The following is a 25,732-nucleotide window of genomic DNA, read 5'->3' as shown; positions in this document are numbered from 1 at the left end:
AGCAAACTAACCAATGATCAAGTTATTAAGCTAACTATCATAATCACCAGGACGAGTCTGCCGGCATTGAACGGTAGATTCGTTGAGCTAACTGGCAGGAAAGTTAAAGAATGACTTCTATTATAGATAGGATGATTATTATTGATTACTACAAAAACAAAGTAAAATGGTGTGTAATTTGTGACCAGGGCTGGGTTGAAATTTTAAAAGAAGCTAGCTCAAACAAGCTAATTCTATGTTGTAGTGAATGTGAATCAACTTGGGAACATCCTAATTATGTTCATAATGCTGAAAAAGCATCTTCAAGAGATGAACTACTGATTAAACCTAATAATGACGAAATCAAGCACTGGGAGAAATATATAAACGAACGTTAATGGAACCGATGATCATATAACAGGTAGTTCAACTAACGGGTAGCGATAGCACCATGCACAACTGCCGGACCACCGGCAGCCATTATTGAAATAACTGTCAGGTGACAGCGGTGAGGCCGCTTTATCCGACGCCATATTTGGCGAGATACTGCGGATACGAGTGAAGATGAACGGACTTAGCCTTACGCTGGGCCTCTGCCCGATGCTCTGGTATCTGCTCCGCCTCAACATAATCGGCCAGCACGTCGATGACGTCATCGAGCAGCTTTGCCCGAAAATATAGTTCCAACCGCTCGACGGCCGCAGCCCCTGCTCCTGCCAGAACCTTCTCCCTCCATATCGGCCATGTCGGATCATGCGTTAGTGGCCAAAGCAGTACCGAGTAGTCCATCGCCGCATCGCCCTGGCCGGAAAGATCGTCCCAGTCGATGATCCGGAACCCGTTCCTGCCGCACGTCAGTACGTTGTTGCCATTCAGGTCGTTATGAACAACATCGCCCGCTGGGAGTAGAAATGCAGGTGTCTGCCGGACTGTATCCCTCAGCCTCCTGATCTCTTCCCCGAACCACGAAATCGTCTCGTCCGACACGAAATCCCTGAGCAGCTCTCGCGACCCGCGGATTCCATCGAGATCATCAGTAAACCGGGCAATGTACTCGTCCTCAAATGCATTCGCATAAGTGCGTATCTCCTCCTTAGGCAGCATACTGCGAAGACGATCGTCGCGATGGAGCTTCGCGGCGGTCTCCATGACACCCGTCAGCGCGGCTTCGGGATTCCGCACTTCCGCAAGCGTGGTCGCATCCTCGATATATTCGAAAACAAGGCCGTACGGATACCCCGGCACGATTTCGTGGTCAATTGCATGGACCAGCCTAGGCGCGGCGTAGTGCTCGGCAAGATAATCGCTGACGACCGCCCACTGTCGCAGCCGCGCGGCTTTGCTAGGTGGAGCCAGCTTGACGTGAAGGCGTGTGCGGCCGTCCGTCAAACAGATAGACAAGTTGCCAAAGCCTCCGGGGTTATATATATGACGCTCGGATCTTATTCGGGCCTATGCCAATCACATCGGCGTTTGCGGACGCCCACTCCTCAATCATTCGTTCTGCTTGTCGTACTTCCATATCTACACCCTGCCTTCTCGCCATATTCCGGTCTATACCGGATATATTAGCATGAAACCGATCATTGATGCAGGTAAAGGACGGTTATAAATCGAAATTGGTTATCCAAAGGAGATCTTATGTTAAGAGGATATGTTGTTAGTTGACTAACACATGAACGAGCAGGCGCTGCAAAGGCCTGTTCTTTTTATTATGCTAACGGAGAGATTGAAACATTAATCAATTTTTTTTGATAAAGCAATTGACTAGAGGGGAGAATGGTGATAAATTCAATTCAACTAATAAATCAAAAAAAATTGATTAATAAAAGAAGGTTATGATCCCTATGAACGAGGTTTCGCTCAAAGATTACGAATCAAAATTTAAAGCGCTTGCCGATGAAAAACGGCTTCAAATCATGTATGAGCTTACCCAACGCGGAAATACTTGCGTTTGCGATCTCACTGATATTTTCGAGATGTCTCAATCCAAGCTATCATATCACCTGAAGATTTTGCTTGATGCCGGGTTTATTACGAAGGAGACGCGCGGTACTTGGAGTTATTACGAAATTAATCAAGAACAGGTTAGCCATATCCTTTCTGAGGAGCTGTGCTGCATTTTCAAACCAACTCGAACGGGTAGTGACTGCTGCGGAGCGACAATTGAAAAAGAAACTAATTGCTGAGTTTATAGGAACGTATTTTTTAGTGTTTGCCGGTCCTGGGGCAATGGTGATTGAGGAGATCACTAAAAGTATTACACATGTAGGAATTGCCCTGACATTCGGGCTTGTTGTTACAGTTCTGATCTATACATTCGGTCATATATCAGGTGCCCATTTTAATCCTGCGGTAACGATTGGATTTTGGGTACGGGGAGATATTTCACTTCGAGACAGTTTGTATTACATGTCGATTCAGTTTGTTGCGGCCATCGCTGCTGCATGCACTCTTTTTCTTTTGTTTGGAAATGTCGCGAGTTTAGGCGCAACACTACCTCGTTCATCTGAGAGCCAATCGTTTGTTTTGGAGTTTATTTTGACGTTTTTGTTGATGATCGTCATCTTGGGGTCAGCTGTACACGGTAAAGCGGTTAAAAGCTTTGCTGGCATATCGATTGGAGCTACTGTCGGGCTGATGGCGATGTTCGCAGGTCCGATCAGTGGAGCATCTATGAATCCCGCACGTTCACTAGGACCAGCATTGGTTTCAGGTGATATGCAACACCTGTGGTTGTACTTAGTGGCTACTGTTCTGGGAGCAATTGCTGCTTCAATGGTTTATAAAACATTACATGAATAAGGAGCTGAATGAATTGGAGAAGAAACTAGTTTATTTTCTTTGCACAGGTAATTCCTGCAGAAGCCAAATAGCAGACGGGTTTTTGAGAGCGCTGGGAAGTGAAAGCTACGAAGTCAAAAGCGCCGGTCTTGAAGCACATGGGTTAAATCCTCGGGCAGTCCGAGTCATGGATGAAGCCGGTGTGGACATCTCTGAGCATTCTTCGGACGTGATTGACCCCAAGATCCTAAATCAAGCAGATTACATCATCACACTATGCGGTCACGCAAACGATCATTGCCCGGTCGTTCACAACGATAAAGCTGAAAAATGGCATTGGAGCTTTGAGGACCCTGCGAAAGCGACTGGTACGGAAGAAGAAATCATGGCAGAGTTCCGCGAAGTGCGTGAATCCATTAAAAATCGTATTGAACGATTTGTGAAAGAAGGTAAATGAGCATGATGAAACGGATGCACGTAGCGGTAAACTGCAGCGACCTTCAGAAATCGCTCGACTTTTACAAAGCCTTTTTTGGTGCTGAGCCGACGAAGGTGAAAGAAAATTACGCGAAGTTTGAGCTAGATAATCCGGCACTCCATTTTTCATTAAATGTCCGTCCTTTTGAAAAAAACGGCGTACTCAACCATCTGGGTTTTCAAGTCAATAATACCGAAGATGTTCTGGCTATTGGTGATCGCCTTCAAAAGTCCGGGCTGCTTCTTATCGATGAAATGAACACGACCTGTTGCTACGCGGTGCAAGATAAGGTTTGGGTACATGACCCGGATGGAAATGCATGGGAAATTTTTTCCGCAAAAGAGGATTCAGAATTTGAAAGCGCTGGGGAACCGCGTGACGTTTCGCTCTGCTGCGCTCCTCCCTCCGGCCCGCAAGCTATTGCATTCGGATCATTCAAAAAAGGTGGACTTTAAACTAACAGTCACTATTAATAATCATTTGAGCGAGGCTGCCGTTATGAAATGGCAGCCTCGTTGAGGTAACTGGCAGGAATGTGGAACAATGGACCCTAGTCCTTTATGAGCTGTGCAAGCATTAGGAAATCATTGAGCTTAAGAAGATGAGGAAGTCCGAACGGGAAGCAAGGGAATACTGTTTTGGCTCATGTGCAGCTGGCATAGGAGGTCAGCTGGAATCTTCTAGCATAGAAAAATTGCTTTGTAATAAATAACACTAAGTATTATTTGGTGATACTACGCGATTAAAAGGTTATACTTGTGTTCAAATAGGCTATCGACTGCCTGCATGTAATCGCAAACCCGTTCAATTGGCTCTAACCTTAGATTTCTCGATGCTGCTTCCTATTTTCGGCTTGCGAAGCAGCAAGGCCAGCGGCAGAGCAGACAGAATAATGATGGCGGAGAATAAGAAAGCGTCGTTAATGCTTAGCGTATAAGCCGAGGGATAGACCGCATCGTTTTTCCCAAGCTGCTCTTGATGAACAGCTAGCCTTGCATAAAATAACGACGTAAACAAACCCAGCGCCATCGCGCTGAATATTTGCCGTAGCCAGTTGATGAGCGCTGAGGCGTGGCCGGACAACTCCTTGGGAATGGCCATCATGCCGGCATTGGTCACAGGCGTCAGTGCTAGGCCGGTTCCCGTATTGCGGATCGCGATAATAATCATAATAGCCAGCAGACTGGTGCTGACCTGCATCCTGCTGAACAAGAAGGTGGTAACGATTAGGATGGAGGTGCCGATAATGGCGAGCACTGCCGGTCCGAATTTATGATAATACCGGCCGGAGAAGAAGGTTGCGCAAGTTAAACAAGCGGCTCCCGGCAGAAATAACAGCCCGATATGAAAAGAGCTGAGCCCGTGAATTTCCGACAAATACAGCGGCACAAAATAAATGCCTGAGTAGAGCGCAACAGATAGGATTAGGGAAACAACCAAGCTGATCGTAAACGTACGGTTGCGGAATAAACGAAGCTGCAGCAATGGCGTCTTTGCTCTTAGCTGATGGATAACAAACCAAACCGCGCTGCCAGCCCCGACGGTCAAGCACACCCAAAAAGCAGCGGATTGCCAGCCCCAGGCATATATATTTCCAAAAAGAAGCAGCAGCGACAGGCTGCCCGAGGCTGCAAGCACAAGTCCGAGACGATCCAGCTTGGTTTCCTTGTTAACGGAATTGGTAGGGAGAATTCGGCTGCCGATCACGAGCGCAACTATGCCGACAGGCACCGTTACGAGAAAGATATAATGCCAGTCGTAGCCTTGCAGCCAGCCGCTGACCGATGGGGCAAGCGCTGTTCCGAGTATAGTGGAGAACGACCAGACACTAACCGCAAGGGGCTGCTTGTCGGCTGGAACGGTCCGGTAGATCAACGCCAGCGAGACCGGCTGAATGAGTCCGCAGAATACACCCTGCAAAATGCGAAAGGCGATAAGCGCGTAAATATTCCAAGAGAAAGCGCAGAGCACCGAGGTAACCGTAATGCCCGCTAGGCAAAATAAAAAAACTTGTTTGCCCCCGAAACGATCTCCCGCATAGCCGCTGGCTGGAGCAATGACTCCGCAGGCGAGCGAAAATCCGGTGATAATCCACTGCACCTTTCCTAAATCCGTATCGAAAATGCCGATAAAGCCCGGCAGCGAAACATTCAATGAAACGACATGGTACATGCCAACGAACGATCCGAAGAAGAGTGTCGCTAAGGCAGGCCAGAACGATGGTTTGGCAATAATCGGTTTACTTAGCTTTTCGGTTAGTCCTGCTGACAACCGCTCACCTCCTATTTTTCACATTCGGATGGGTTCTAGAATAAGATATACCTATAAATCCATCATAGCACATCGGAATAATAAATTATTATTGAAATGTTGTATAAAGCGATAGAACGATTTGTGGTTACACTTGACTTGGACACGATAAAAAAGCGGAGTTATCCTTTACTCAGACGGCGGCAGGCGCAAGCACAAAGCAGGACTGCTTCATATAATGCAGGGTATAGACCCATTAAGGAAATGCGTCAAAAAATCGCATATCGTGGGAGGGACTGCAGATGGCTAGGTTTCAACATATCCACGAGCTTATTGGCAATACGCCTCTGGTCGAGCTTCAAGGTTATGCGCTGCCGGATGGAGTGAGGCTGTATGCAAAGCTGGAATATAAAAACCCGGGAGGCAGTATCAAAGACCGACTCGGCGTCGAGCTGCTGAATCATGCGTTTGCCAGCGGGCAGCTGGCGCCTGGCGGTACGGTTATCGAAGCAACGGCAGGCAACACAGGGATAGGGCTTGCTTTGGCGGCAATCGGGCGAGGAGTTTCGATGCTGTTCGTTGTACCGGAGAAATTCAGCATGGAGAAGCAGCAGCTTATGAAGGCGCTTGGAGCGACCATAGTGAATACGCCGTCTGAGCTTGGAATAGTCGGCGCGGTGGAGAAGGCGGAAGAGCTGCTCAAAGCCATTCCAGGCTCTTACTCGCCAAGGCAGTTCTCCAATGCGGCTAATCCAGAAACGTATTATAAAACGCTGGGTCCCGAGCTTTGGAATGAATTGCATGGCGAAATCGATACATTTGTCGCTGGTGCGGGCACCGGAGGCACCTTTATGGGAACGGCGCGTTATTTGAAGGAGCGCAACCCGAATATAAAGACCGTGATTGTCGAGCCGGAAGGCTCCATTCTGGGCGGAGGCCCGCTTGGCCCGCATCGGACCGAAGGTATCGGCGTAGAGAAGCTCGCCCCGTTTATGGACATCTCTTATTTCGATGCTATTTATACGGTAACGGATGAGCATGCTTTTGCAAGGGTGAAGGGGCTGGCACGGCTAGAGGGGATGCTGGTTGGAAGCTCTTCGGGGGCGGCACTGCATGCGGCACTTCTTGAAGCGGCGGCGGCAAAGCCGAACAGCCGAATCGTTACGGTATTCCCAGACGGCAGCGAGCGGTATTTGAGCAAACAGATATATGGCGGGGGTGCTTAGGCTGAAGCGGAAAACAAAGCTTATCCATGGCGGAAGCCCGTTTGATCCTCATACGGGAGCAGTAAGCGTTCCGATTTATCAAGTTAGCACGTATAAACAGGATGATATTGGCGTGCATAAAGGATATGAATATTCACGTACGGGCAATCCAACGCGCCATGCCCTCGAGCAGTATATTGCTGATTTGGAGGAAGGCGCAAGAGGGTTTGCGTTCAGCTCGGGAATGGCTGCGATCCATGCCGTATTTTCCTTGCTGAAAGCAGGAGATCATATCATTCTAACAGACGATGTATATGGGGGAACGTATCGCATCGCGACAAAGGTACTGAATCGGCTAGGGATCGACACTACCTTTGCGGATACGACAAGCTTGGAGGAAGTTGCAAAAGCGCTTCAGCCCAATACGAAAGCTCTATTCGTCGAAACGCCTACAAATCCACTGCTTAAAGTGTCCGATATTGCAGCGCTAGCAGAATGGTGTAAAGCCGAGGAGCTGCTCTTCATTGTCGATAATACGTTCAGCACCCCCTATTGGCAGAATCCGCTGGCGTTAGGAGCGGATATTGTACTGCATTCGGCAACGAAGTACATCGGCGGGCACAGCGATGTAGTCGCAGGGCTGGCTGTCGTGAAGAACGACAAGCTGGGCGAGGAGCTGCATTTTGTGCAAAATGCAACGGGCGGCGTGCTTGGACCGCAGGACGCATGGCTGCTCATGCGAGGCTTGAAGACACTCGGCCTGCGGATGGAGGCCCATGAGGAAAACGCTCATGCTATTGTCGAATATTTGTCGGAACGGGATACGATTGAAAGCATTCATTATCCGGGATTGCGGAGCCATCCGCAGCATGAGCTTGCTAAACGTCAAGCGCGCGGCTTCGGCGGCATTGTCTCCTTTGATGTAGGCAGCGGTGAGAAGGCAGCGGATATGATCCGAAGGCTGAAATACTTTACGCTAGCTGAAAGCTTGGGAGCTGTGGAGAGTCTCATATCCGTGCCGGCAAAAATGACACATGCTTCCATACCCAGGGAGAGGCGGTCATTGCTTGGCATTACCGATGGCTTGGTCCGTATTTCTGTCGGTATTGAAGACCACGAGGATCTGATCGCGGATTTGGAGCAGGCTTTGGCGGAATAATCGGTTTGAGTGGATTTGGTAATATTAAGATAAGTTGAAGCTACCAATCGTATTGCAACTTAAACCATCTTGGGCTCGTTAGGAGTGTACATGCAACAATACTTCTAACAACAAAGGATGGTAGACATATGAAACTCAAGAAGCTATTGAACAAAAATATAATGGTGGCCTCTTTGACGACAGCGGTGCTTCTCAGCGCTGTAGCACCGGGAGCTGTTTCTTACGGGGCAGCAGGAGCTGCAAATACCCCTCTTCAATTCCAAATCGGCAGCAAAAAGGCAACGGACTACCGCGGGGAGTACACGTTGGCTGTAGCTCCTTACATCTTGAATGGCGTAACGATGGTACCAGTACGAGCTTTGGCTGAAGGCCTTCAAGCCTCCATTCATTTGGATTCGGCAACTAAACAAATCACTTTAGCGAAGGATGGCTTAACGGTAACGGTAACGCTGAATAGCGATGCGGTCATTGGCACTTATATTAAAAACGTGAAGCTGCCGGCTAAAGTAACCGCGGTGAAGGGCACAACCTTTGTTCCTGCCAAAAGCGTGGCACAGCTCCTTGGAGCCGCAACCCTTTGGAACGCAAAAGAGAAAAAGATCACGCTGCAGGCGGGAGAGAGCGCGCAATCGTTCCCATTTAACTTTGATCAAGGAGAGGATGGCTGGAAGGGGGATTTCGCAGATCTTCCAGTAGACTACGATCCGGCAATCTACGAGCTGAAATATGCAAGAGAGCTGCTTCCTACCGCTGGGAACAAGACAAACTACGGACTGAAGCTGAACGGTATGAACCGCAGCGATGATTTGTTTATGTATGTGACGAAGAAGTTGGAAGGCTTAAAACCGAATACGACGTATGAGGCCTCATTATCGTTCAAGCTTTATACCGACCAATCAGGCGGCATGATGGGAGTTGGGGGCGCTCCAGGTGAAGCGGTCAGAATCAAAGCCGGTTTTGTAAGCAAGGAGCCTGCCAGATTGCAAGTGGATGAGGGCGGTCATCTGTATTATAAAGTGAATGTCGACAAGGGCAATCAAAGTACAGAAGGCACAGACATGAAAATCGTTGGAAATATGGTACAGCCAAACAGTGATCTGACGGGCTTTCAGCCAGTTGCAATGGAATATTCGGCAGTGCTCAAAACCAATGAAAAAGGCGAGCTATATGTTATAGTAGGAAGCGACTCTGGCTATGAGGGATTAACGACCTTATATCTGGATGACATGAACGTAAAGCTGCTGCCTAAGAAATAAATAGGAGTCGGAGAGCTGCCAGCATAAACGCAGTGAAAGACATCACACATATGAGAGGCTGTTCTTCAAGGTTATCGACCTTGAAGAGCAGTCTTATTTATTTTTTTGATAATATAAGCGATTTTTAATAAAAATGGGAAGGATTGTGATCCTCGCAGCTAGAATAAAGGATAATGTCCAACAATATGGAAACAAGCCATCCCGGAAAGGTTAATTGGTAAAACAACATGATAAAAAACGATATGATAACAGAAGCACATAAACAATGTCGGTTGCGAGGCCTGAATCCGGATGAGCTGCCTATATATACTGAATGGCTTTCAAGCGAGGCGCTGGAAAGCCAGCAAAGCCACTACAAAGAGATTATTGAAGTCATAAGCGTGTTTGTAGACAAATTTCTGTCCTCTGTCGCGGAGGATCCTTTCTTTGCTGCGATTACCGATCATCAAGGACATATTCTTGAGTTCAGGGGCAATCCCGCAATTATAAGCACAGCCCGCCAATTGGGCATAACCGAAGGAGTACGCTTCTGCGAGGAGCTTGGGCCAAATGCGATCGATATGGCTCTGCGCACTAACGGTCCGATTGAGCTTAAGGGACAGGATCATTACCACCATGTTCTGCACCAGCTCGCATGCTATACGGCACCTTTCCATTTGGAAAGTAGTGGGCAGCTGCTGGGGTCGCTCTCGATTATGACAGACACCAGCTCCGCGCACCCGCATTTGTTAGCCTTATTATGCACCATAGTTGATTCTATCGAGCGTGAGCTTCTGCTCCGCAAGCATAATACGCAGCTGCAAATTCTGAATCAAGTGCTGCTGGAAACGAACTACTACGGTGTCATTATTACGGATGCTTTGGGCACCATACTAGAAATAAACGATTACAGTTCCGTCATATTAAGTAAAGTGAGCAATGGCAAGCGTAGATGCATAGGGGAGAAAGCTTTTGATTTGAAAATTATTGGACCTTATTTTGAACGGTTTATCCTGCATGGCGAGACCTGCGTCGGCATCGAGGTATCGGTCAAAATAGAGGATGAGCACCATTACTATATGCTCGATGTTGTACCGATCTATGACAAAGGGAATGAGCTTATACGGGTAGTCGGAAGCTTGCGGGATATTACCGAGATGAAGGTGGCCGAAGAGCTGCTGCGAAACAGCGAGAAGCTTGGGTTTGCAGGCCAGCTTGCCGTAAGCATCGCGCATGAAATTCGCAATCCGATGACAACGGTAAAGGGAATGCTGCAGCTATCGAGCAAAACAACGAATCCCCACTATTACAACGTGATGATGTCCGAGCTGGATCGCATGAATGCGATTGTGGGCGAGTTTTTAATTTTGGGGAGGCCGCAGGCTCTCCAATATAAAGAAGAGCAGTGTGCCGATATTTTGCAGGAGGTTTTATCCGTATTTGAAATGCAATTCGAGATGAATGGCATTATTATTCGGACTGAATATAAAGAAATGGCGATCATTCGCTGCGACCGGGATCAGATCAAGCAGGTGTTTTTGAACATTTTGAAAAACGCCATGGAAGCTTTGCCTTTCGGAGGAGAGGTAAGCATTCAATTGGATATGGTCGATTCTTATCAAAGAGTCTTGTTCAAGGATAACGGCGTAGGCATGACGGATGAGGTCAAGCGTCGCATTGGACAGCCTTTCCATACGACTCGCCGCGACGGGAACGGGCTTGGGATGATGATCGTAGACAAAATTATCTCCTCGCATGATGGTCGGCTGGTCGTTTCCAGCGAGCTTGGGACAGGCACCACCGTTGAGGTTTGGCTGCCCGAAACGAGTGAATGATTCTAATCGAAGAAATAAAAACAATGTCCGAAAAGCTTACCGAGTTCGCGAATAAATGATAACGAAATACACGTAATGTTAAAGAGCCATAAGTTCCAGTCAACCGGTCCTTATGGCTCTTTATCGATCATTTTACTTCTACAACAATGGTATCCAATAATCGCCCGCGTACATAAGGCAGCAATCGCCAAGTCCCCTTCTCCGGCAATTTCATAGATGAAACGGTGTGTCGGTCAGCTCCGTTTAGCTTGCCGCCCAAGGCATTGGATGAGAGCAGCGGATTGGTGGAGAATACGTCGATGATATGATCAGAGCCTTCTTTCACGGCTTTGACGTCGAATGGACCGTTTAACTGCTCGTCGCTTCCCCAGAAATGCCACATGTACTTTTGCTGTTTACCTGCGACAAACCCGGCATCTATGAAGCCGACCTGATCGCTAATGCCACGCATCAAATAGGAGCCGGATCGGAACTCGGGACTAACTTCCCACGAAGGGTCGAGCAAGGAAAGCACCACATTGCCATACTTTTGATCATCTAGCAGTACCTCCAATGTCCACACCCCTCCGAGCGGCAGCGCAAAACGCGCGGTCAGACGCTCAAGGGTCTCATAACCGCTGCTTGGTCCAGCAATCTCACCGAGTGAAATGGTTTCCTGCTGACCCGATCTCATATGCTGCGCTTGAATCGTCATGGTTTTCCCCTTATAGGTATCTATAGACTCTTCGAAGTGAAAGATATAGCCTGCCATTACTCCAGCCCTGACATCAGCTTCTGGATAAACGGTAAACAATAAACGATCCTGTTTATAATAAGCTGTTCGTTCCATACCTGCCACATTCGGCTTGTTGCCAATATAAGGAGTACGGAAAGGCAAAACCCCATTCAGTTGCTGGGACAAACCGATCAGAAGCATTATGAATGCCAAAGGTACAATAATGATTGCGATACGGGGAAATTTGAACGTACGACGGGTGACTTTTGCGCGCTTGAGCACCTGCTGCTTCAGCTCCGCTGAGAAATGGCTGCTGCGGAAAGGCGAGTTCTCCATTTGCTTTGCCCAGGTCGGCCTTTCTTCACTCATAACCTAACGCCTCCTCATCATTACGGGTTAGCAGCTTGCTCATTATTTTCTTTGCCCGATGCGCTCTTGATTTAACGGTACCTTCCGAAATACGGATTAATTGTGCTATTTCTTTCACTTTAAGGCCATAATGGTAGTCAAGCACCAGTACTTCCCTGTATTTGCGAGGCAGCCGCATAACTGTATCCCATAGGTCACGGTTATCTAGACGGTCAAATACGATTTGCTCTGCCGCTGGCGAGACGCCTCTAACCAATCGATCGGTAAGGGTTACTTTGCGGATAAAGGCATTTTGCAAATAATGCAGCGCTTTATTCCGCGTTATGGTTAGCAGCCAGCTTTTTATCGTACACTCGCCGCGAAAGCCATACAACCCGTTGAATGCCGCCAAAAATACTTCTTGCGAGATATCGTCTGCGGCGTCGGATTTATGGGTTAAAAAGTAGGCGAAGCTCCATACGTCATGACCGAACGCTTCCATTAAATCACGCAGCACGGCAGCCCTGTCATAGCCTGGCGCCAAATATTTCAAGTAATCCATTCCGTCCTCCAATGCGTTCACCTCTGTCAATTAGACCGCATCGGAGAAAAAAGGTTCCCGTTTCAGCACATTATTTTTTTAACGATAGAAGTTGGGCATCCACCTTTGCGATGATTACCATCGTTTGCTGCTCATACGAATAGTTTTTTTGCTTTTGTTCATTGATTTGTTTGATAAAGGCTAGCATTCGGGCAAGGGAATTCGACGAACCCGCTGCATCGCCCTTTTTGACGACTTGATTCAGAAGGGATGTCTCGGTGGAAAATTGTTTTTTAACGGTGCTGATGGTGCTCTTTGCCGCTTTTATTTTCACTTTAAGAGGATCGATGCCGCTAAGCTGATTCCGCAGCTTTTTTATCGTATCGGCAGTGTGCGACTTGGCTGATTTAAGCGCGGCCTCCTTGCTGCGGATATCCAGCTTCGCGAGCTGCACGGCCGCCCTGGTCGTCTCAACCTGCGGCTTCAATATGCTTACAGCAAGCTTGTCTTTGAATGACTTCGCAATACTGAGCTGTTGGTTCAATGAATCATAAAGCTGGAACAAAGGTACATATTTCTTCTTTGCCTGCGCCACGGCGGATTCAAGCTTCAGCAGCTTGTCCGCGTCGATTTCCTTAATGCCTTTACGCGTTGCGAGTACGGCTTCCTCGTTCTGGTAATGAAGCTTATCAATGCGGGTATCCCAGTCGATCAGCAGCTTCTGCGTACTTTGCAGCTCCGAGTATTGAGCGGACAGCTTGGCCGCGGTCGACTTATCCGCTGCACCCCTCATTTTGTCGAATGCAGTCTTGGCGGTGACACTGAACTCGAAAGACGCGGCGGAAATGGCGCTTGGGCTTGCGAGCAGGAGCATGACAGCAAGCCAGAATACGGTAAGCCTTGGAACGGTTCTCATGAATAATGAAGCCTCCTTTGATTGTGGCGAACAACGCAAAAAAAGCACCTGCAAGATAGGCGTTATACGCCATCTCTTACGGGTGCTTCCATCGTAAGCCGTTCTTATTGTGATGATTCCATTAATATACAGGAAACCTCCAATCGCAGTCAAGCACCGAATGGCCTATAAGATCAGCGGTATTTCCGATCACGGGTGCTCATTCTTAATCAATGAGACGGTAATGATTTCTTTTCGGAGCCTGATTCTTTATACTATTAGAAAAGGACAGGCGGCAGATGTCTGCAGCAAGGGACAGGAGAGAAATAATAATGGCTTATAAAATTGTGTTTTTTGACATTGACGGCACGTTAATCAACGAACAGAAGGAAATACCGGCAGATACCATTAGGGCGATTGCGGAGCTCAAGGAAAGCGGGGTAGAGCCGATTATTGCGACCGGTCGTGCGCCTTATTTCATTAAACCGCTTGCGGAGCAGCTTGGCATTGAGTCCTTCGTTTGTTTGAATGGCGGCTATGTCGTCTACAAAGGCGTGCCTCTCTACAAACGCGAAATCGAGAAACATCGTTTGGAGGCGCTCGTTAAGGTTGCAGCCGAGCATAATCACGGACTTGTCTTCGAAGGCGAGCATAACTTCTTTGCTGATAAAGAGGATCATCCTTTTATTATCGATTCGGTTAATTCCTTGAAGGTTGATCTTCCAGGCTACAACCCGGAATTCTGGAAAACAGACGGCATTTACCAAGTGTTCCTTCACTGCGAGATTCATGAGGAGCATCTTTATGACGGCTTGCATTCGGAGCTGAAGCTGATTCGTTGGCATCCGCAGGCCATTGACGTGCTTCCGGCTGGAGGATCGAAAGCGCAGGGCATTGAAGCGCTGCTGGACAAGCTCGGTTTAACGGCGGCCGATGCAGTTGCTTTTGGCGACGGTCTTAATGATAAAGAAATGCTCGAGACGGTGGGCTTCGGCGTTGCCATGGGTAATTCTCATCCTGAGCTGCTTCCTTATGCGGATTACGTAACGACGCATGTCGATGAACAGGGCATTCGCAACGGCTTGGTGAAAGCAGGCCTTTTAGAGCGTTAAGCTGTGATTTGGTTTGTGTGTATTTGTGCAAAAACAAAATGTCAAAAGAAGCTGATATCGCATGCTGCGGTATCGGCTTTTTTGAAAACCGGCTGGCTAATGAACGCTCTTTGGTCATGAATAGCTGGAACATTGATGGCGATTGAGTCGTAGAAACATACGGATGATTCGATCACGAGAGGCGGTCAGCAACAGATGGAGAACCGAAATTATGTGCTGCGGGCAGCGATAAAGGAAGCTGGATATGAAGAAGATAAGCCGACAATCCGCCAGATTGTCCTTGAGGTTGCACCGGGAGAGCTGGTTGGGCTCATCGGGCCAAACGGAGCGGGGAAGAGTACAACAATCAAAACGATACTTGGCTTAATGACTTATGTGAATGGAGAGATTATGCTCGGAGGTAAAAACAAACGGTACGCTTATGTGCCGGAGCAGCCGGTCTTTTATGAATACATGACTTTGTGGGAGCATCTGCATTTGGCTGCATCGGCATTCGGAATCGAAGAGCGGCAATTTGCCGCCAAAGCAGAGGAGCTTCTGGAACGTTTTAGATTGACGGAGGAGAAGCATCATTATCCATCGCATTTCTCCAAGGGCATGCAGCAAAAGCTCATGCTGATTATCGCTTTTCTGCTTGAGCCGGATGTATATATCGTGGACGAGCCTTTTGTCGGGCTGGATCCGCGTGCAACGACGGATTTCCTAAAGCTTCTTGAAGGTGAACGGGAGCGAGGAGCGGGTGTTCTCATGTCCACGCACGTTCTGGATACCGCTGAGCGTATCTGTACCGGTTTTGTGCTGATTAACAATGGCTCGGTCGTGGCGCGGGGCTCCTTGGATGATGTGAGAAACGATGCGGGCTGTGCGAAGGAAGCGACGTTGTTCGAGTGCTTTCACGCATTGACATAGAGGGAGGCATGGCATGATAACACCTCGCCAATTATTCTGGATAAGGCTGAAACGCAACCAGAGGGACCAGCTTCGCGCTTGGAATAGTGTACTGGATTGGACGGTATGGCTGTACTTGCTTCTGCCCGGCCTATTTATTGGGGGCGGTCTATATCGAGAAGTATTAATGGACATGCCGGAGTGGGCGATGAAGCTGCCTTGGTCGACGTTGTATCCGATCGTATTGTTAATTGTTCTGTTCATGGGGCAGATCCGCATATTCGTCGAGGAGGCGGACCGATTATTTCTGCTGCAGCGGCCGGAGTGGCTGCAAAGCATCAAGCGCTGCGGAATCGGTTTTACGCTGATTAAAAAATTGATCGTGGTGGCTCTGCCATATTTGCTGCTGCTGCCGTTTCTAAGGCAAGCAGAGTCGATGTCCTGGTTACAGGTGGTGCTTGCCTATGGCTTCACGATCGTAATGGGCATGGTGCTTGCTCTTGGCATTCAACTGGCGAACGGCAAGCTGAAGGGTCGGCGCAAGTGGGCATTTGAAATAGTAGGGTTTCTCTTGTTTGGTGCGCTATATTTGACGCCAATGATGAGATGGGAGCGGAACGAAAGCCTCTTAGGTCTTTCTCTTGCAGCGGCAGCGATTTTGATGCTTGTTCTCTTATGGGCCGGATTGAAAACGCCTATACAGTTCGAAGCAGAGGTGAAAACGGAGAATGCGGCGCGTCTGCGAAGCACGGAGCTGCTCATGAGCCAGGTTATTGAGTCAAAGCCGGTTGTCCGTCTGAAACGGCCTTATCTGTTTCGCGCCTCGCAGCGCTTATTCCGCAAGTCGGACGCATCAACGATGCTGGCAGAGCTGAGGATCAAAGCCTTCCTGCGCGGCATGACGCATATTCGCGTATGGCTTGGCTTTATGTCGGCTGCAACCTACGCCGTATCGCTTGTTCCCGGCCCGGTTGCTTTGTTTCTCGTCGCGGCTTTAACGGCAATCGGCATGTCTTGGCTGCACATGCAATGGAGGCAATGGTTCGCAGAAGCCTTTATTGCCCAATTTCCGTGGTCGAAGACAGACGCTCGCAAGGCCGCCATACTATCCCGGTTTTGGCTGCTGCTGCCGCTGATGCTCGTCTGGTCGGCTATTGCCGGTTATAAGCTTGCGGGAATCATTGGCATTCTTGCTGCCATATTGTTATGCGCAGCCCTATGGTCTACCATAAGCCTATATGACCATAACAAGGCGAAGATGAATTCCGCTGCATAGCTTACCCTGCAAAAGCGTGCACAAATAGTCGGGACCCGCTGCATGCATTCAGCTATCTTTAGGGAGAGAGGAGGTTATACTCGTGGATTTGCTACATCAAATAAACGACGCGCTGAACTACATGGAGGAGCATCTAACGGACGAGATCGATTTCAAGGAAGCGGCTAGGCATGCGCTTTGCTCCGAATACCATTTCAAGCGCATGTTCTCGTTTCTTGCCGGAGTTTCGCCCTCGGAATATGTGCGCCGCAGACGCCTAACGCTTGCGGCCTTTGATCTCATTCAAAGCAAAGAGAAAATTATCGATGTTGCCGTTAAATACGGCTACGGCTCGCCGGATTCCTTTGCACGGGCGTTCCAGGCTATGCATGGCGCAGCGCCATCGGAAGCGAGAAGCGACAGCCATTTATTGAAAGCCTATCCGCGGATAACCTTCCATTTATCCATTAAAGGAGGCATTCCATTGAACTATCGGATTGTAGAGAAAGAGGCATTCCGCATTGTCGGTTTGAAGAAGCGGGTTGCCATTGTTTTTGAAGGCGTGAATCCTGAGATTGCTGCCATGTGGCAAAGCTTAGACGCAGAGACAATCGGTGTGTGGAAGAACCTGTCTAATGTCGAGCCGCAGGGACTCATTAGCGCTTCCATCCATTTCTCTGAGGGACGCATGGAGGAGAAGGGCGAGCTGGATCATTATATCGGTGCCGCAACGACTGCGGCAGCGACGGAGGCGGGGGCGTTTTCGGTACTTGAGGTTCCTGCAACAACCTGGGCCGTATTCGAAGCGGTTGGTCCGTTTCCGGAGACGCTGCAGAACGTATGGGGGCGGATTTATTCGGAATGGTTCCTGAATGCAAGCTATGAGCAAGCGGAAGGACCGGAAATATTGTGGAATGAGAGCAAGGATACATCTTCGCCCGCTTTTAGAAGCGAAATATGGATACCTGTCGCCAAAAAAACGTAATCCGAAGCTTTCCTTGGATTCATACTTTGCTCGTTGGGTAAGAAGGAGTAGACCCGCAGTTTGACCGGAAGAGGGTTCATGACTATTCTCAGGAGGTGCAAGCAGGCATGAGTTCGGATAAGGATATGTATGGAGCGGTAGAAGAGGAAATATGGGCACAAAAACAAGGAAACAGCTATGTATTGACCACGACGAAGGGTACAATCGGTGAAATTACGTTCACGATGGTTGATGTGGACACTTGGGTAATTGATCATACGCATGTGGATGGCGAATACCGCGGCAGAGATCTAGGGAAGCAGCTTCTTGATTTCGTAGTCGAGGAGGCTAGGGAGAAGGGGCGTAAAATAATTCCTTCTTGCTCTTATGCGCTTGCGCAATTCAAGAGACATCCCGCTTACGCAGATGTGTGGGAGAGAACAAATACGGAGTACTCGGATCCGTATAGCTCAAGCGGCGCTGGTACGGCTGGTGGGAATATTCGAAAATAATAGCTTTCAACCAAGGAAAAGAGCTGCGGACGAATCGTTCACGGCTCTTTTCCTTGCTCGAATACCGGATCTATTTCGTTGCAGTCAAGCGGGATTGTTCGTTCAATTTCATCAAATCTGAGAATTTGCCGAAACCTGAACCTTTGTTTTCTTTTTTGATTTGTGGCAGTTGCGGAACCATGGTATAGGCCTCCTTTACTAGTTTCATAGATTTACGATATCATATGGAATAAAGTGGCGTAAATTGTCATTTTTTGATTGGTTTAATAAGCGAAGCAGCTGTGTAAAGTCGGTCGAGAATATATTCTCTAACCCGTAATTTCCTTCAGATTGTCCGATAACGGAAGCGAATTTGCCATAAAGCTTATTCAGGTACGCGTCGCTTTCGAGTGCCCGGAACTCGAATTGTTTCACGTTGGGATTGTCTATTTGAATATAATTCGCCATCAGCCGGAAACCGCGGAAAAATAACCGGCCGCCGCGATAGGAAGCATTCATGATAGCAGAATCTATAAAAACAATTTCGCCCTGAGGGTTTGTCTCGTAATGTCGGTCCACGTATTTGAAGAACATCCAGCCCACGGTATGGCCCTGTCCGTTCTTAATGAGCATAATCCTCGATTGGTGCAAGGATTGCAGAATATGGAGCAGCGTATCGGCGAGCGTGAACTGCCTATTGAATTCATTGCGGTTCTTAATGAAGTAACGAACAAATTCGGCTCGATCGGCATCGTTTTGACAGACATGGAATTGCGCGGACATCTTCTGTGCAACCTCCTTTACTTGCGTTCCTGCAGCGTTTTTCTTACACGGTCGTTAATTTCCGGATGTTTCGACAGCACGTAATGAAGCCCTTTCCGCTGCAGCGTCAGAAACACGCAGGGGGTTAAGGCTGTTATGTCGGCTGTCCGCGGCACGTTGTTAAGCAGGGCGATTTCGCCGAAATGATCGCCGTCCTCCAGGATCGCCAAATGCTGTTTGCCGCCTTCGACATCCGTGTTTTTGCGCGATACCTCGACACGGCCCCGTGCAATCAAGTAAAACTTTTCGCCTTGCTCGCCGGCTTGAATAACCTGCTGCTTTGCAGCAAAGCTCTCCGTATTGAAGAGACTGCGTATTTCCTTCAAAATCTCCGTATCCACGCCGTGAAAGAAAGGCAGCTTCGCAAGTCTTTCCTCATCGATATCAGCTTCCTGCCCATTGCTTGAAACCTGCATGCCGTTCTGCTTGTCCCAAAGTTCCTTATAATAGCCGCCTTCTGCCAGCAAATCCTGATGCGTGCCGCTGCCTACTAGCTCGCCCTTATCGAATACATAAATCTGGTTAGCGTGAGTTATGGAAGCAAGGCGGTGGGTAACTGTAATGACTGTTCGGTTTTGTGAGAGCTCCTTAAAGGTTCGGTTAATGGAAGCCTCGGATATCGGATCCAGCGCGGAAGTGGCTTCGTCCAGCAGCAAGATTTGCGGATTTTTCAATATGGCGCGGGCAATGGCGAGCCTTTGCCGCTGACCTCCGGAGAAATTAGAGCCTTCATCCTGCACCATGGTGTCATAGCCGCCGGAGAGGGTCATAATGTACACGTGAATCTCCGCTTTTTTAGCTGCTTCGATAACCTCTTCCTTAGTAGCGCTCGGCTTGCTGATGCGAATATTGTCTAGAATTGTTCCGCGGAACAGGAAGTTCTCCTGGAATACGGAGCCGATCTGCTCCCGATAGGAACCGAGGTTTATATCATGCATCGGAATTCCGTTAATTTCGATGTGGCCTGCGCTTGGCTGATAGAATCCCAGTACCAATTGAACAAGCGTGCTTTTGCCTGAGCCGCTTGACCCTACGAAAGCGGCAGTCGTGCCTGCGGCGATGCGCAGATCGATCCGTTTGAGCGCCTCCTGCTCCTTGTTATACCGGAATGAAACATCTGAGAACCGAATGCCTCGTTTTGAATCATTGCCAGCTGGTAAAGAAAGACCGCCTGACGCTTCTTTGGGGGCATGAAGAAGGCTGTTCATTCGGTCTATGCTCACGGATGCATCCGTGAATACCGGGATGATAAAGGTTAAGTTGAATACTGAATTGCCCATAGACGTATACATGGTGAAAAAAGCCACCAAGGCACCTAGCGTAATATGACCGCGAAGCGCCAGATAGGAGCCGAAACCGATAATGGATAAATTAACAAGAAGCAGACTAATCATAGGCAGGCGTTCCAATTGCGAGCTGATTACGTTTTTTCGATAATGGATCAAAAACATGGCTTGCAGACGTTGGGCGAACCTGTTCGTCATCGCCTGCTGTAGATTAAACCCTTTAATGACCTTCTGCGCTTTAATGTTTTCTTGAATATCGCCGATCAACAGATCCAGCTGTTCCTTATGGCTAATGTTGATGGCTTGGGCACGGCGGCCTAGCAGGTAAGGGCCCACAAATATAATAGCGGCTCCCATGACGATGACCAGCGCCATGCTCCATTGCAAATAAAATAAAACAATTGTGCTGATAGATACGACCGTAATGGACTGCATGCCAATGGTCATTATGGCGTTCATAGCCCTTTCAATCGAAGGCAAATCAACGGTGAAATAAGAAAGCAGCTCGCTTGAGCGTTTTTTCTCGAAGAATCCCATATTAACCTGCTGCATATGCTCGAATAGACGTTTCCGCAGATCCTGCTGGATATGAGCGCTCAGCCTGGCGAGAATACGGTCGCTGACCACGCCTGCGCTTAAGCAAAGGACGCCGCTGACGGCAAGCGCCGTTAGAATGAGCGTAAAGGCATTCATGTCCTTTGGTAGAATGGCCCGATCAATAAGCAGTTGGAAGCTTAACGGGGCAAGCGATATAAATGCGAGGTCGAGCAGCAGCAGAGTGAAAAACAATGCGGCTAGCGATCGGTAAGCACGCATGCAGCTTGCCATGTATTTCAAAACGGTAAGCATCATGTTAAGGTCTGCTCCTTCTGCGCTTAATAATATAGTTCATGAGGATACTTCATTACAGCGGCATGCCAAAGGGCATAATCCATCCGATATTCCTCGATATCGCCGTACTCTGTCGCGTTTGATTGGCTTTTGACGGCCCATTTGGCACACAGCTTTTGAAGCGCGGACTGGGCTGGAATCCAGAAGCGCAGCTCTGTGACAGGCTCGTTTATCTGTGCCAGGTGTTGGCCTAGAAACTGCATGGATCGAAGGAAAGTTCTTCCGCTGCGGCTGCTTTTTTTGAGAAATAGCACCTGAATCTGTATGATGTTTCGATCCTCGTAGTCATGCTCGCCAGTGCCGTGAATAAAACCGATTGCACCCGCAGGCTCATCCTGAGCATTCCAAATGATGATGCTGTCCTTACCCATCAGAATAGGACTGGTAATATAGCTGAGAGAGGTCTGAAAGGAATAAGGGAGGTTTAAGTGCTCATACTGCTCAAGTAAAAAGCTAATATAGGTTTCCTGATAGTTAACCGTGGAACATACCGAGAAATAGTAGCTCATCATTAGGATTACCTTTCATTGGGGATGTGGACAAATTATAACACGGTCAGACAAACAACAGAAGATGAATCGCGGATTCGACGAAGCATCTCCGTCACGACTCACAAAAAACATTTTTACACGTACAATAACCCAGGTACATGATGAGTGAGAGGGAGGAGCATGAGGATGATACTTATTGCGGGCAATCAAATGTTCTCTATGAATCCGCTGACGTTAACGGAGCTGGAGCGTAAAATATTGCAAGATAAGCGGCAAAGTCAAGTCGTATATCACTACCCTTCAGTAGATGCGCTGGAGTTCGAGCTGAAGACGCGGACGCATATCGTAGAGGCAGCCAAAGCGCTCTATGCCAGTGGCGTGAGCTTCGCAACCTTTGCCGGTTCGAAGTGCAATGAGCAGTACTGGACGCGTACGGAAAACGGAGGCTTTCAATTGAAAGGAGGCGTTCTGCCGTCCGTAGGCATTAACGATATATTCGAAAACGGGCATTTATACGGGTTTGAATGCGCGGGTGCAATCATCATTATTTTGTATAAAGCGGTGCTTGATACGGTTGGCGATGCCGTGTTTAATGCTTACTTTAAAAACCTGTTTCTAAGGGACTGGCAGTATGACCGCGATTTAAGCTTGATAACAGCCTATAACAAAAACGAAGCATATCCCGGCGATGTGCTTTATTTCAAAAACCCGGAGCATGATCCGGAGACGCCTGAGTGGCAGGGGGAAAACGTCGTCATGTTGGACGAAAATCTCTATTTCGGACATGGAATTGGCATTGAAACAGGCCAGGACATTATTCAAGCGCTGAATCGCATGCGAAAAGAAAACAGTACAATCTCTGCTTATTTGCAGGATTTGGTCGTGTACCCCGATTTTGAGTATTTGCGAGGCCTATCTGTTCGGGATGCCTGGTGGGATGAGGACGGTCAACACGAGTATACGGGAATTGCAGGCAGAATCGGACTAGGCACCATTAGATACTAATAACTGCGCCAAGCATGCTAATAGGGTGGAAGCGTCTTTTCCTGATATTGTTAGGGGAAGGCGCTTTTTTGTGGAAAATAACCGAATGTTGTGTAATGTTATTTGACACATAATGAGGTAATATGAGAAAAAGAGAAGAAAACTGTCGAATATTGCGGAATGTATATGTTAGGTTTTAGGCGAGAAAAAGATAAATGACATACTTTTAATCAAAGGAGAGGTTGTTATGACCGTTGTGCGGGGCTCGGATATTCCGAGAGAAAAGCTTGCTTTGGCCAAGCATTATCCGATTCAGGTAGTGGATACGATAGGTGTCACTGCGTATTATCAGAAGCTTCACTGGCATGATGTGCTCGAGATCAATTGGATCAAATCCGGCACGGGCTATTACATCATTAACGGCCAAACGTTCGAATTTCAAGAAGGGGACATTCTCCTCATTAATTCGAATGATCTCCACTGCGCATATGAGACGAAGGATCTTGTCATGCAGGTTATTTCCTTCGATGCCAATTGGTTCATGAATGCACTCCGCTATGACCAAGAAATTTTGTGCCCCTTCAAGGATATGGGTGTCCACTTCACCAATTTGCTCGACCGAAATGAGCCTCATATTGATGAGCTTAGAGGACTGCTTAAGGAGCTGCAAGATGAGCATCTCAAGCGTGAAGCCTCGTACGGAACAATTGTATTCGCCAATATGCTCCGTTTCCTGGCTTGCGTGAATCGTTACTTTCGCAGGGAAGGAGTAGGCAAGGAGAAGGACAGCATAGGTGCAAGGCAGCTGGAGAAAATGCGCAAGGTGATCTACGATATGGAGCAGAATTTCGCCCATCCATGGACGCTGGAGGAGCTGGCGGGACTCGTCTATTTAAGTCCTTCAAGGTTCAGTGATCTCTTCCGACGGGCTGTGGGCACGCCGCCTCTGCTTTATTTGATCCATATCCGTCTAGAGCACGCAGTCACGCTGCTTGAGACAAGCGACATGAAAATTACGGACATTGCCATGGAATGTGGTTTTCGCAGCTTGTCTAACTTCAATCGATTATTCAAAAAGCATATCGGTTCCTCTCCCAAAATCTCAAGAAGCATTACAGGATGAAAACAGTAAGATAGTGCCAGTTATCAATCGTTTAAGAGGAGAATGCGGGCAGTCTGCAGGCTAAAATGAAGATATAGTAAAAACATGACGCGATAAGTTAATGAATCTAACACAAAAAGGAGGGGTACCATGCTTGAGACTGAAATTAGAAAGCCGCAGCATGTGTTCAAGCAGCCAGGGCTCGCGAAACGATTCATTAAGCAATGGGATATTCAACTCATGGTCATACCCGCGCTGCTCTTCATTTTTGTATTCAGCTATATTCCGATGTACGGCGTACTGATGGCCTTTCAAGATTACAGCATTTTCAAAGGCTTCCTGAACAGCCCTTGGGTGGGCTTCAAGCATTTCGAAATGTTCTTCAATGCTCCTGAGTTCTGGACGGTTATGCGGAATACCTTGATCATTAGCCTGCTCAAGCTTGGCATAGGTTTCCCGGCGCCGATCCTGCTCGCGCTTATGCTGAACGAGGTTCATAACCGTACCTTTAAACGCATCGTTCAGACCATCAGCTATTTGCCTCACTTCCTATCCTGGGTTATCGTATCCGGCTTCGTCGTATCGATGCTCTCGACGGACAACGGCAGCTTGAATATTCTGCTGGAGTCTCTGCATCTCATTAAAGAGCCTATTAACTTCCTATCCTTGCCTGAATATTTCTGGGCCATTCTCGTCACAACTGGCGTCTGGAAAGAAATCGGATTTGCTTCCATCGTGTATTTGGCTGCCATAGCCGGCATTAATCCGCATTTGTACGAAGCGGCCTCGATTGACGGAGCAAGCAGGGTGAGGCAGATTTTCTCGATTACAGTTCCGTCCATTCTGCCTGTCGTCGTCGTGTTCTCCATCCTAGCGATCGGCAATCTGCTTAATGCCGGCTTCGAGGACATCTTGCTCCTTGCGGGAAATCCCGTGCTGCGTGACGTGAGCGATGTTATCGATACATATGTGTACCGGGTAGGCATCCAGAATTCCCGATTCTCATATGCGACAGCTGCCGGCTTGTTCAAAGCCGTAATCAGCGTAGGCTTGCTGGCAGGCGCGAACTATATGGCTCGCAGGTCGGGCAACAGCTTGTGGTAAAGAGAGAAAGGGAGGCGCAGCAATGAAATTATCCTTTGGCGATAAAACCTTTGTAACGGTCAACTATTTTTTATTGTTTATACTCGGCTTTACTGCCTTCTATCCCTTCTGGAACGCTGCGGTTATTTCGTTTAACGCGGGAACGGATACGATGCTTGGCGGCATTACCTTCTGGCCGCGGGTGTTCTCCTTGGACAATTACGAGGTGGTTTTTAAGGATAAACGTCTGGTTAATGGTTTCATTATCTCAGTGCTTCGCACGATTATCGGAACGGTTTTGTCCATTGCGGCCACGGCGATCTTCGCATACGGCATGACAAAGAGAAATTTGATCGGCAAAAAGTTCTATATGGTCTTTTGCATATTGACGATGTATTTCAGCGGTGGATTAATCCCGAGCTATTTGCTCATTCGTGAGCTTGATCTGATGAATTCGTTCTGGGTTATGGTTATCCCCGGGATCATCAGCGTGTGGAACATGATTATATTCAGAACCTTCTTTATGGGCATTCCCGGCGGTCTTGAGGAATCGGCTCAGATTGACGGCTCCAGCAATTGGGGCATCCTGTTCCGAATCATTTTTCCGCTATCGGGGCCTGTTATTGCAACRCTTTCCTTATTCACGGCGGTGTACCACTGGAATGACTGGTTCTCGCCGAGCCTGTATATTTCCAACATTGATTTGCTTCCCATTCAGACTAAGCTCCAACAAATATTGAACTCTAATATTATGCTCGAGCAGATGTCTCAGATGGATTCGGCAGCGCAGGGACGAATGAGCTCGATGCGTGCTGTTACGACGAAGTCTCTCTCAATGGCTACGATGATGGTAGCGACTGTCCCTATCCTATGCGTGTATCCTTTTGTGCAAAAGTATTTCGTAAAAGGCGTTCTTATCGGTTCCTTGAAGGAATAACC

The 25,732-nt window shown here is 48.1% G+C and carries 26 protein-coding genes; 18 read left to right on the top strand and 8 right to left on the bottom strand.

The genetic code is table 11. The annotated features are described in order from the left end of the window. Nucleotides 1-110: 110 nt before the first annotated feature. Entirely contained in the window at nt 111-377 is a 267-nt protein-coding gene (locus AB4Z29_RS26920) for a hypothetical protein (RefSeq protein ID WP_441946060.1), read from the top strand. Between the two features lie 121 nt (nt 378-498). On the opposite strand, the gene AB4Z29_RS26915 is transcribed toward AB4Z29_RS26920, so the two are convergent. Then, nucleotides 499-1,380 (bottom strand): aminoglycoside phosphotransferase family protein, encoded by an 882-nt coding sequence (locus tag AB4Z29_RS26915; RefSeq protein ID WP_441946059.1) that lies wholly within the window; start codon nt 1,378-1,380, stop codon nt 499-501. A 446-nt stretch (nt 1,381-1,826) separates the two neighbouring features. Between AB4Z29_RS26915 and AB4Z29_RS26910 the strand changes: the two genes are divergently transcribed. The 4 genes from AB4Z29_RS26910 to AB4Z29_RS26895 are packed head-to-tail and all read left to right on the top strand — an operon-like array spanning nt 1,827 to nt 3,696. Further along, complete coding sequence (locus tag AB4Z29_RS26910; protein ID WP_441946058.1) at nt 1,827-2,168, top strand: ArsR/SmtB family transcription factor; 342 nt, start codon at nt 1,827-1,829, stop codon at nt 2,166-2,168. After that, nucleotides 2,146-2,784, top strand: coding sequence for an MIP/aquaporin family protein (locus AB4Z29_RS26905; protein ID WP_441946057.1), 639 nt, complete (start codon nt 2,146-2,148; stop codon nt 2,782-2,784). The genes AB4Z29_RS26910 and AB4Z29_RS26905 overlap by 23 nt, the downstream gene beginning before the upstream one ends. Before the next feature lie 13 nt (nt 2,785-2,797). Then, nucleotides 2,798-3,220 carry an arsenate reductase (thioredoxin) gene (gene arsC, locus AB4Z29_RS26900; RefSeq protein WP_441946056.1) on the top strand — a complete coding sequence of 141 codons (423 nt, stop codon included), beginning with the start codon at nt 2,798-2,800 and terminating at the stop codon, nt 3,218-3,220. A 2-nt stretch (nt 3,221-3,222) separates the two neighbouring features. Further along, nucleotides 3,223-3,696, top strand: coding sequence for an ArsI/CadI family heavy metal resistance metalloenzyme (locus tag AB4Z29_RS26895; RefSeq protein ID WP_441946055.1), 474 nt, complete (start codon nt 3,223-3,225; stop codon nt 3,694-3,696). A gap of 349 nt (nt 3,697-4,045) precedes the next feature. On the opposite strand, the gene AB4Z29_RS26890 is transcribed toward AB4Z29_RS26895, so the two are convergent. After that, nucleotides 4,046-5,512, bottom strand: coding sequence for a DHA2 family efflux MFS transporter permease subunit (locus tag AB4Z29_RS26890; RefSeq protein WP_441946054.1), 1,467 nt, complete (start codon nt 5,510-5,512; stop codon nt 4,046-4,048). A 281-nt stretch (nt 5,513-5,793) separates the two neighbouring features. On the opposite strand from AB4Z29_RS26890, the gene AB4Z29_RS26885 reads away from it, so the two are divergent. The 4 genes from AB4Z29_RS26885 (at nt 5,794) to AB4Z29_RS26870 (ending at nt 10,925) form a co-directional block, all read left to right on the top strand. After that, nucleotides 5,794-6,717 carry a PLP-dependent cysteine synthase family protein gene (locus tag AB4Z29_RS26885; RefSeq protein WP_441946053.1) on the top strand — a complete coding sequence of 308 codons (924 nt, stop codon included), beginning with the start codon at nt 5,794-5,796 and terminating at the stop codon, nt 6,715-6,717. A 1-nt stretch (nt 6,718) separates the two neighbouring features. Then, complete coding sequence (locus AB4Z29_RS26880) at nt 6,719-7,855, top strand: bifunctional cystathionine gamma-lyase/homocysteine desulfhydrase (protein ID WP_441946098.1); 1,137 nt, start codon at nt 6,719-6,721, stop codon at nt 7,853-7,855. 128 nt (nt 7,856-7,983) lie between these two features. Continuing rightward, nucleotides 7,984-9,111, top strand: coding sequence for a stalk domain-containing protein (locus AB4Z29_RS26875; RefSeq protein WP_441946052.1), 1,128 nt, complete (start codon nt 7,984-7,986; stop codon nt 9,109-9,111). A gap of 242 nt (nt 9,112-9,353) precedes the next feature. Next, a complete protein-coding gene (locus AB4Z29_RS26870) occupies nt 9,354-10,925 on the top strand; it encodes an ATP-binding protein (protein ID WP_441946051.1) in 1,572 nt (523 codons plus the stop codon). A 127-nt stretch (nt 10,926-11,052) separates the two neighbouring features. On the opposite strand, the gene AB4Z29_RS26865 is transcribed toward AB4Z29_RS26870, so the two are convergent. The 3 genes from AB4Z29_RS26865 to AB4Z29_RS26855 all read right to left on the bottom strand — a co-directional run bounded on the left by AB4Z29_RS26865 (nt 11,053) and on the right by AB4Z29_RS26855 (nt 13,445). Beyond that, on the bottom strand, nt 11,053-12,009 hold the full coding sequence (locus AB4Z29_RS26865; RefSeq protein WP_441946050.1) for a DUF4871 domain-containing protein: 957 nt from the start codon (nt 12,007-12,009) through the stop codon (nt 11,053-11,055). Continuing rightward, nucleotides 12,002-12,550: an RNA polymerase sigma factor gene (locus tag AB4Z29_RS26860; RefSeq protein ID WP_441946049.1), complete on the bottom strand. Its 549-nt coding sequence runs from the start codon at nt 12,548-12,550 to the stop codon at nt 12,002-12,004. The genes AB4Z29_RS26865 and AB4Z29_RS26860 overlap by 8 nt, the downstream gene beginning before the upstream one ends. Nucleotides 12,551-12,620: 70 nt before the next feature. Further along, nucleotides 12,621-13,445, bottom strand: coding sequence for a hypothetical protein (locus tag AB4Z29_RS26855; RefSeq protein ID WP_441946048.1), 825 nt, complete (start codon nt 13,443-13,445; stop codon nt 12,621-12,623). Nucleotides 13,446-13,756: 311 nt separating this feature from the next. Here AB4Z29_RS26855 and AB4Z29_RS26850 point away from each other — a divergent pair, with 311 nt between their 5' ends. From AB4Z29_RS26850 to AB4Z29_RS26830, 5 genes are all read left to right on the top strand, one after another. After that, a complete protein-coding gene (locus AB4Z29_RS26850; protein ID WP_441946047.1) occupies nt 13,757-14,536 on the top strand; it encodes a Cof-type HAD-IIB family hydrolase in 780 nt (259 codons plus the stop codon). A gap of 195 nt (nt 14,537-14,731) precedes the next feature. Continuing rightward, nucleotides 14,732-15,445, top strand: a complete 714-nt coding sequence (locus AB4Z29_RS26845; protein WP_441946046.1) for an ABC transporter ATP-binding protein — start codon at nt 14,732-14,734, stop codon at nt 15,443-15,445. A 13-nt stretch (nt 15,446-15,458) separates the two neighbouring features. Next, the gene (locus tag AB4Z29_RS26840) at nt 15,459-16,700 is read left to right on the top strand and encodes an ABC transporter permease (protein WP_441946045.1); all 1,242 of its coding nucleotides are present in this window, start codon (nt 15,459-15,461) and stop codon (nt 16,698-16,700) included. Between the two features lie 82 nt (nt 16,701-16,782). Continuing rightward, nucleotides 16,783-17,664: an AraC family transcriptional regulator gene (locus tag AB4Z29_RS26835; protein WP_441946044.1), complete on the top strand. Its 882-nt coding sequence runs from the start codon at nt 16,783-16,785 to the stop codon at nt 17,662-17,664. Between the two features lie 107 nt (nt 17,665-17,771). Further along, nucleotides 17,772-18,155, top strand: a complete 384-nt coding sequence (locus AB4Z29_RS26830; protein WP_441946043.1) for a GNAT family N-acetyltransferase — start codon at nt 17,772-17,774, stop codon at nt 18,153-18,155. Nucleotides 18,156-18,359: 204 nt separating this feature from the next. Here the strand turns inward: AB4Z29_RS26830 and AB4Z29_RS26825 are convergent, their stop codons facing one another. From AB4Z29_RS26825 to AB4Z29_RS26815, 3 genes are read right to left on the bottom strand one after another with little or no spacing between them, the layout of a single operon-like run. Continuing rightward, a complete protein-coding gene (locus AB4Z29_RS26825; RefSeq protein WP_441946042.1) occupies nt 18,360-18,917 on the bottom strand; it encodes a GNAT family N-acetyltransferase in 558 nt (185 codons plus the stop codon). A 17-nt stretch (nt 18,918-18,934) separates the two neighbouring features. Beyond that, nucleotides 18,935-21,094, bottom strand: coding sequence for an ABC transporter transmembrane domain-containing protein (locus AB4Z29_RS26820; protein ID WP_441946041.1), 2,160 nt, complete (start codon nt 21,092-21,094; stop codon nt 18,935-18,937). 23 nt (nt 21,095-21,117) lie between these two features. Then, nucleotides 21,118-21,645 (bottom strand): hypothetical protein, encoded by a 528-nt coding sequence (locus AB4Z29_RS26815; protein ID WP_441946040.1) that lies wholly within the window; start codon nt 21,643-21,645, stop codon nt 21,118-21,120. Nucleotides 21,646-21,810: 165 nt separating this feature from the next. On the opposite strand from AB4Z29_RS26815, the gene AB4Z29_RS26810 reads away from it, so the two are divergent. The 4 genes from AB4Z29_RS26810 (at nt 21,811) to AB4Z29_RS26795 (ending at nt 25,730) form a co-directional block, all read left to right on the top strand. Then, nucleotides 21,811-22,629, top strand: coding sequence for a protein-glutamine gamma-glutamyltransferase (locus tag AB4Z29_RS26810; protein WP_441946039.1), 819 nt, complete (start codon nt 21,811-21,813; stop codon nt 22,627-22,629). Nucleotides 22,630-22,855: 226 nt separating this feature from the next. Further along, nucleotides 22,856-23,731 (top strand): helix-turn-helix domain-containing protein, encoded by an 876-nt coding sequence (locus tag AB4Z29_RS26805; RefSeq protein ID WP_441946038.1) that lies wholly within the window; start codon nt 22,856-22,858, stop codon nt 23,729-23,731. A 129-nt stretch (nt 23,732-23,860) separates the two neighbouring features. Next, the gene (locus AB4Z29_RS26800) at nt 23,861-24,814 is read left to right on the top strand and encodes an ABC transporter permease (protein WP_441946037.1); all 954 of its coding nucleotides are present in this window, start codon (nt 23,861-23,863) and stop codon (nt 24,812-24,814) included. 22 nt (nt 24,815-24,836) lie between these two features. After that, nucleotides 24,837-25,730: a carbohydrate ABC transporter permease gene (locus AB4Z29_RS26795; RefSeq protein ID WP_441946036.1), complete on the top strand. Its 894-nt coding sequence runs from the start codon at nt 24,837-24,839 to the stop codon at nt 25,728-25,730. Nucleotides 25,731-25,732 lie beyond the last annotated feature (2 nt).

This window comes from Paenibacillus sp. 2TAB23, from assembly GCF_052115165.1.
In the GTDB taxonomy this organism is placed as follows: domain Bacteria; phylum Bacillota; class Bacilli; order Paenibacillales; family Paenibacillaceae; genus Pristimantibacillus.
The sequence above is the reverse complement of the archived record's forward strand: the minus strand, read 5'-3'. Positions and strand labels throughout refer to the sequence as shown.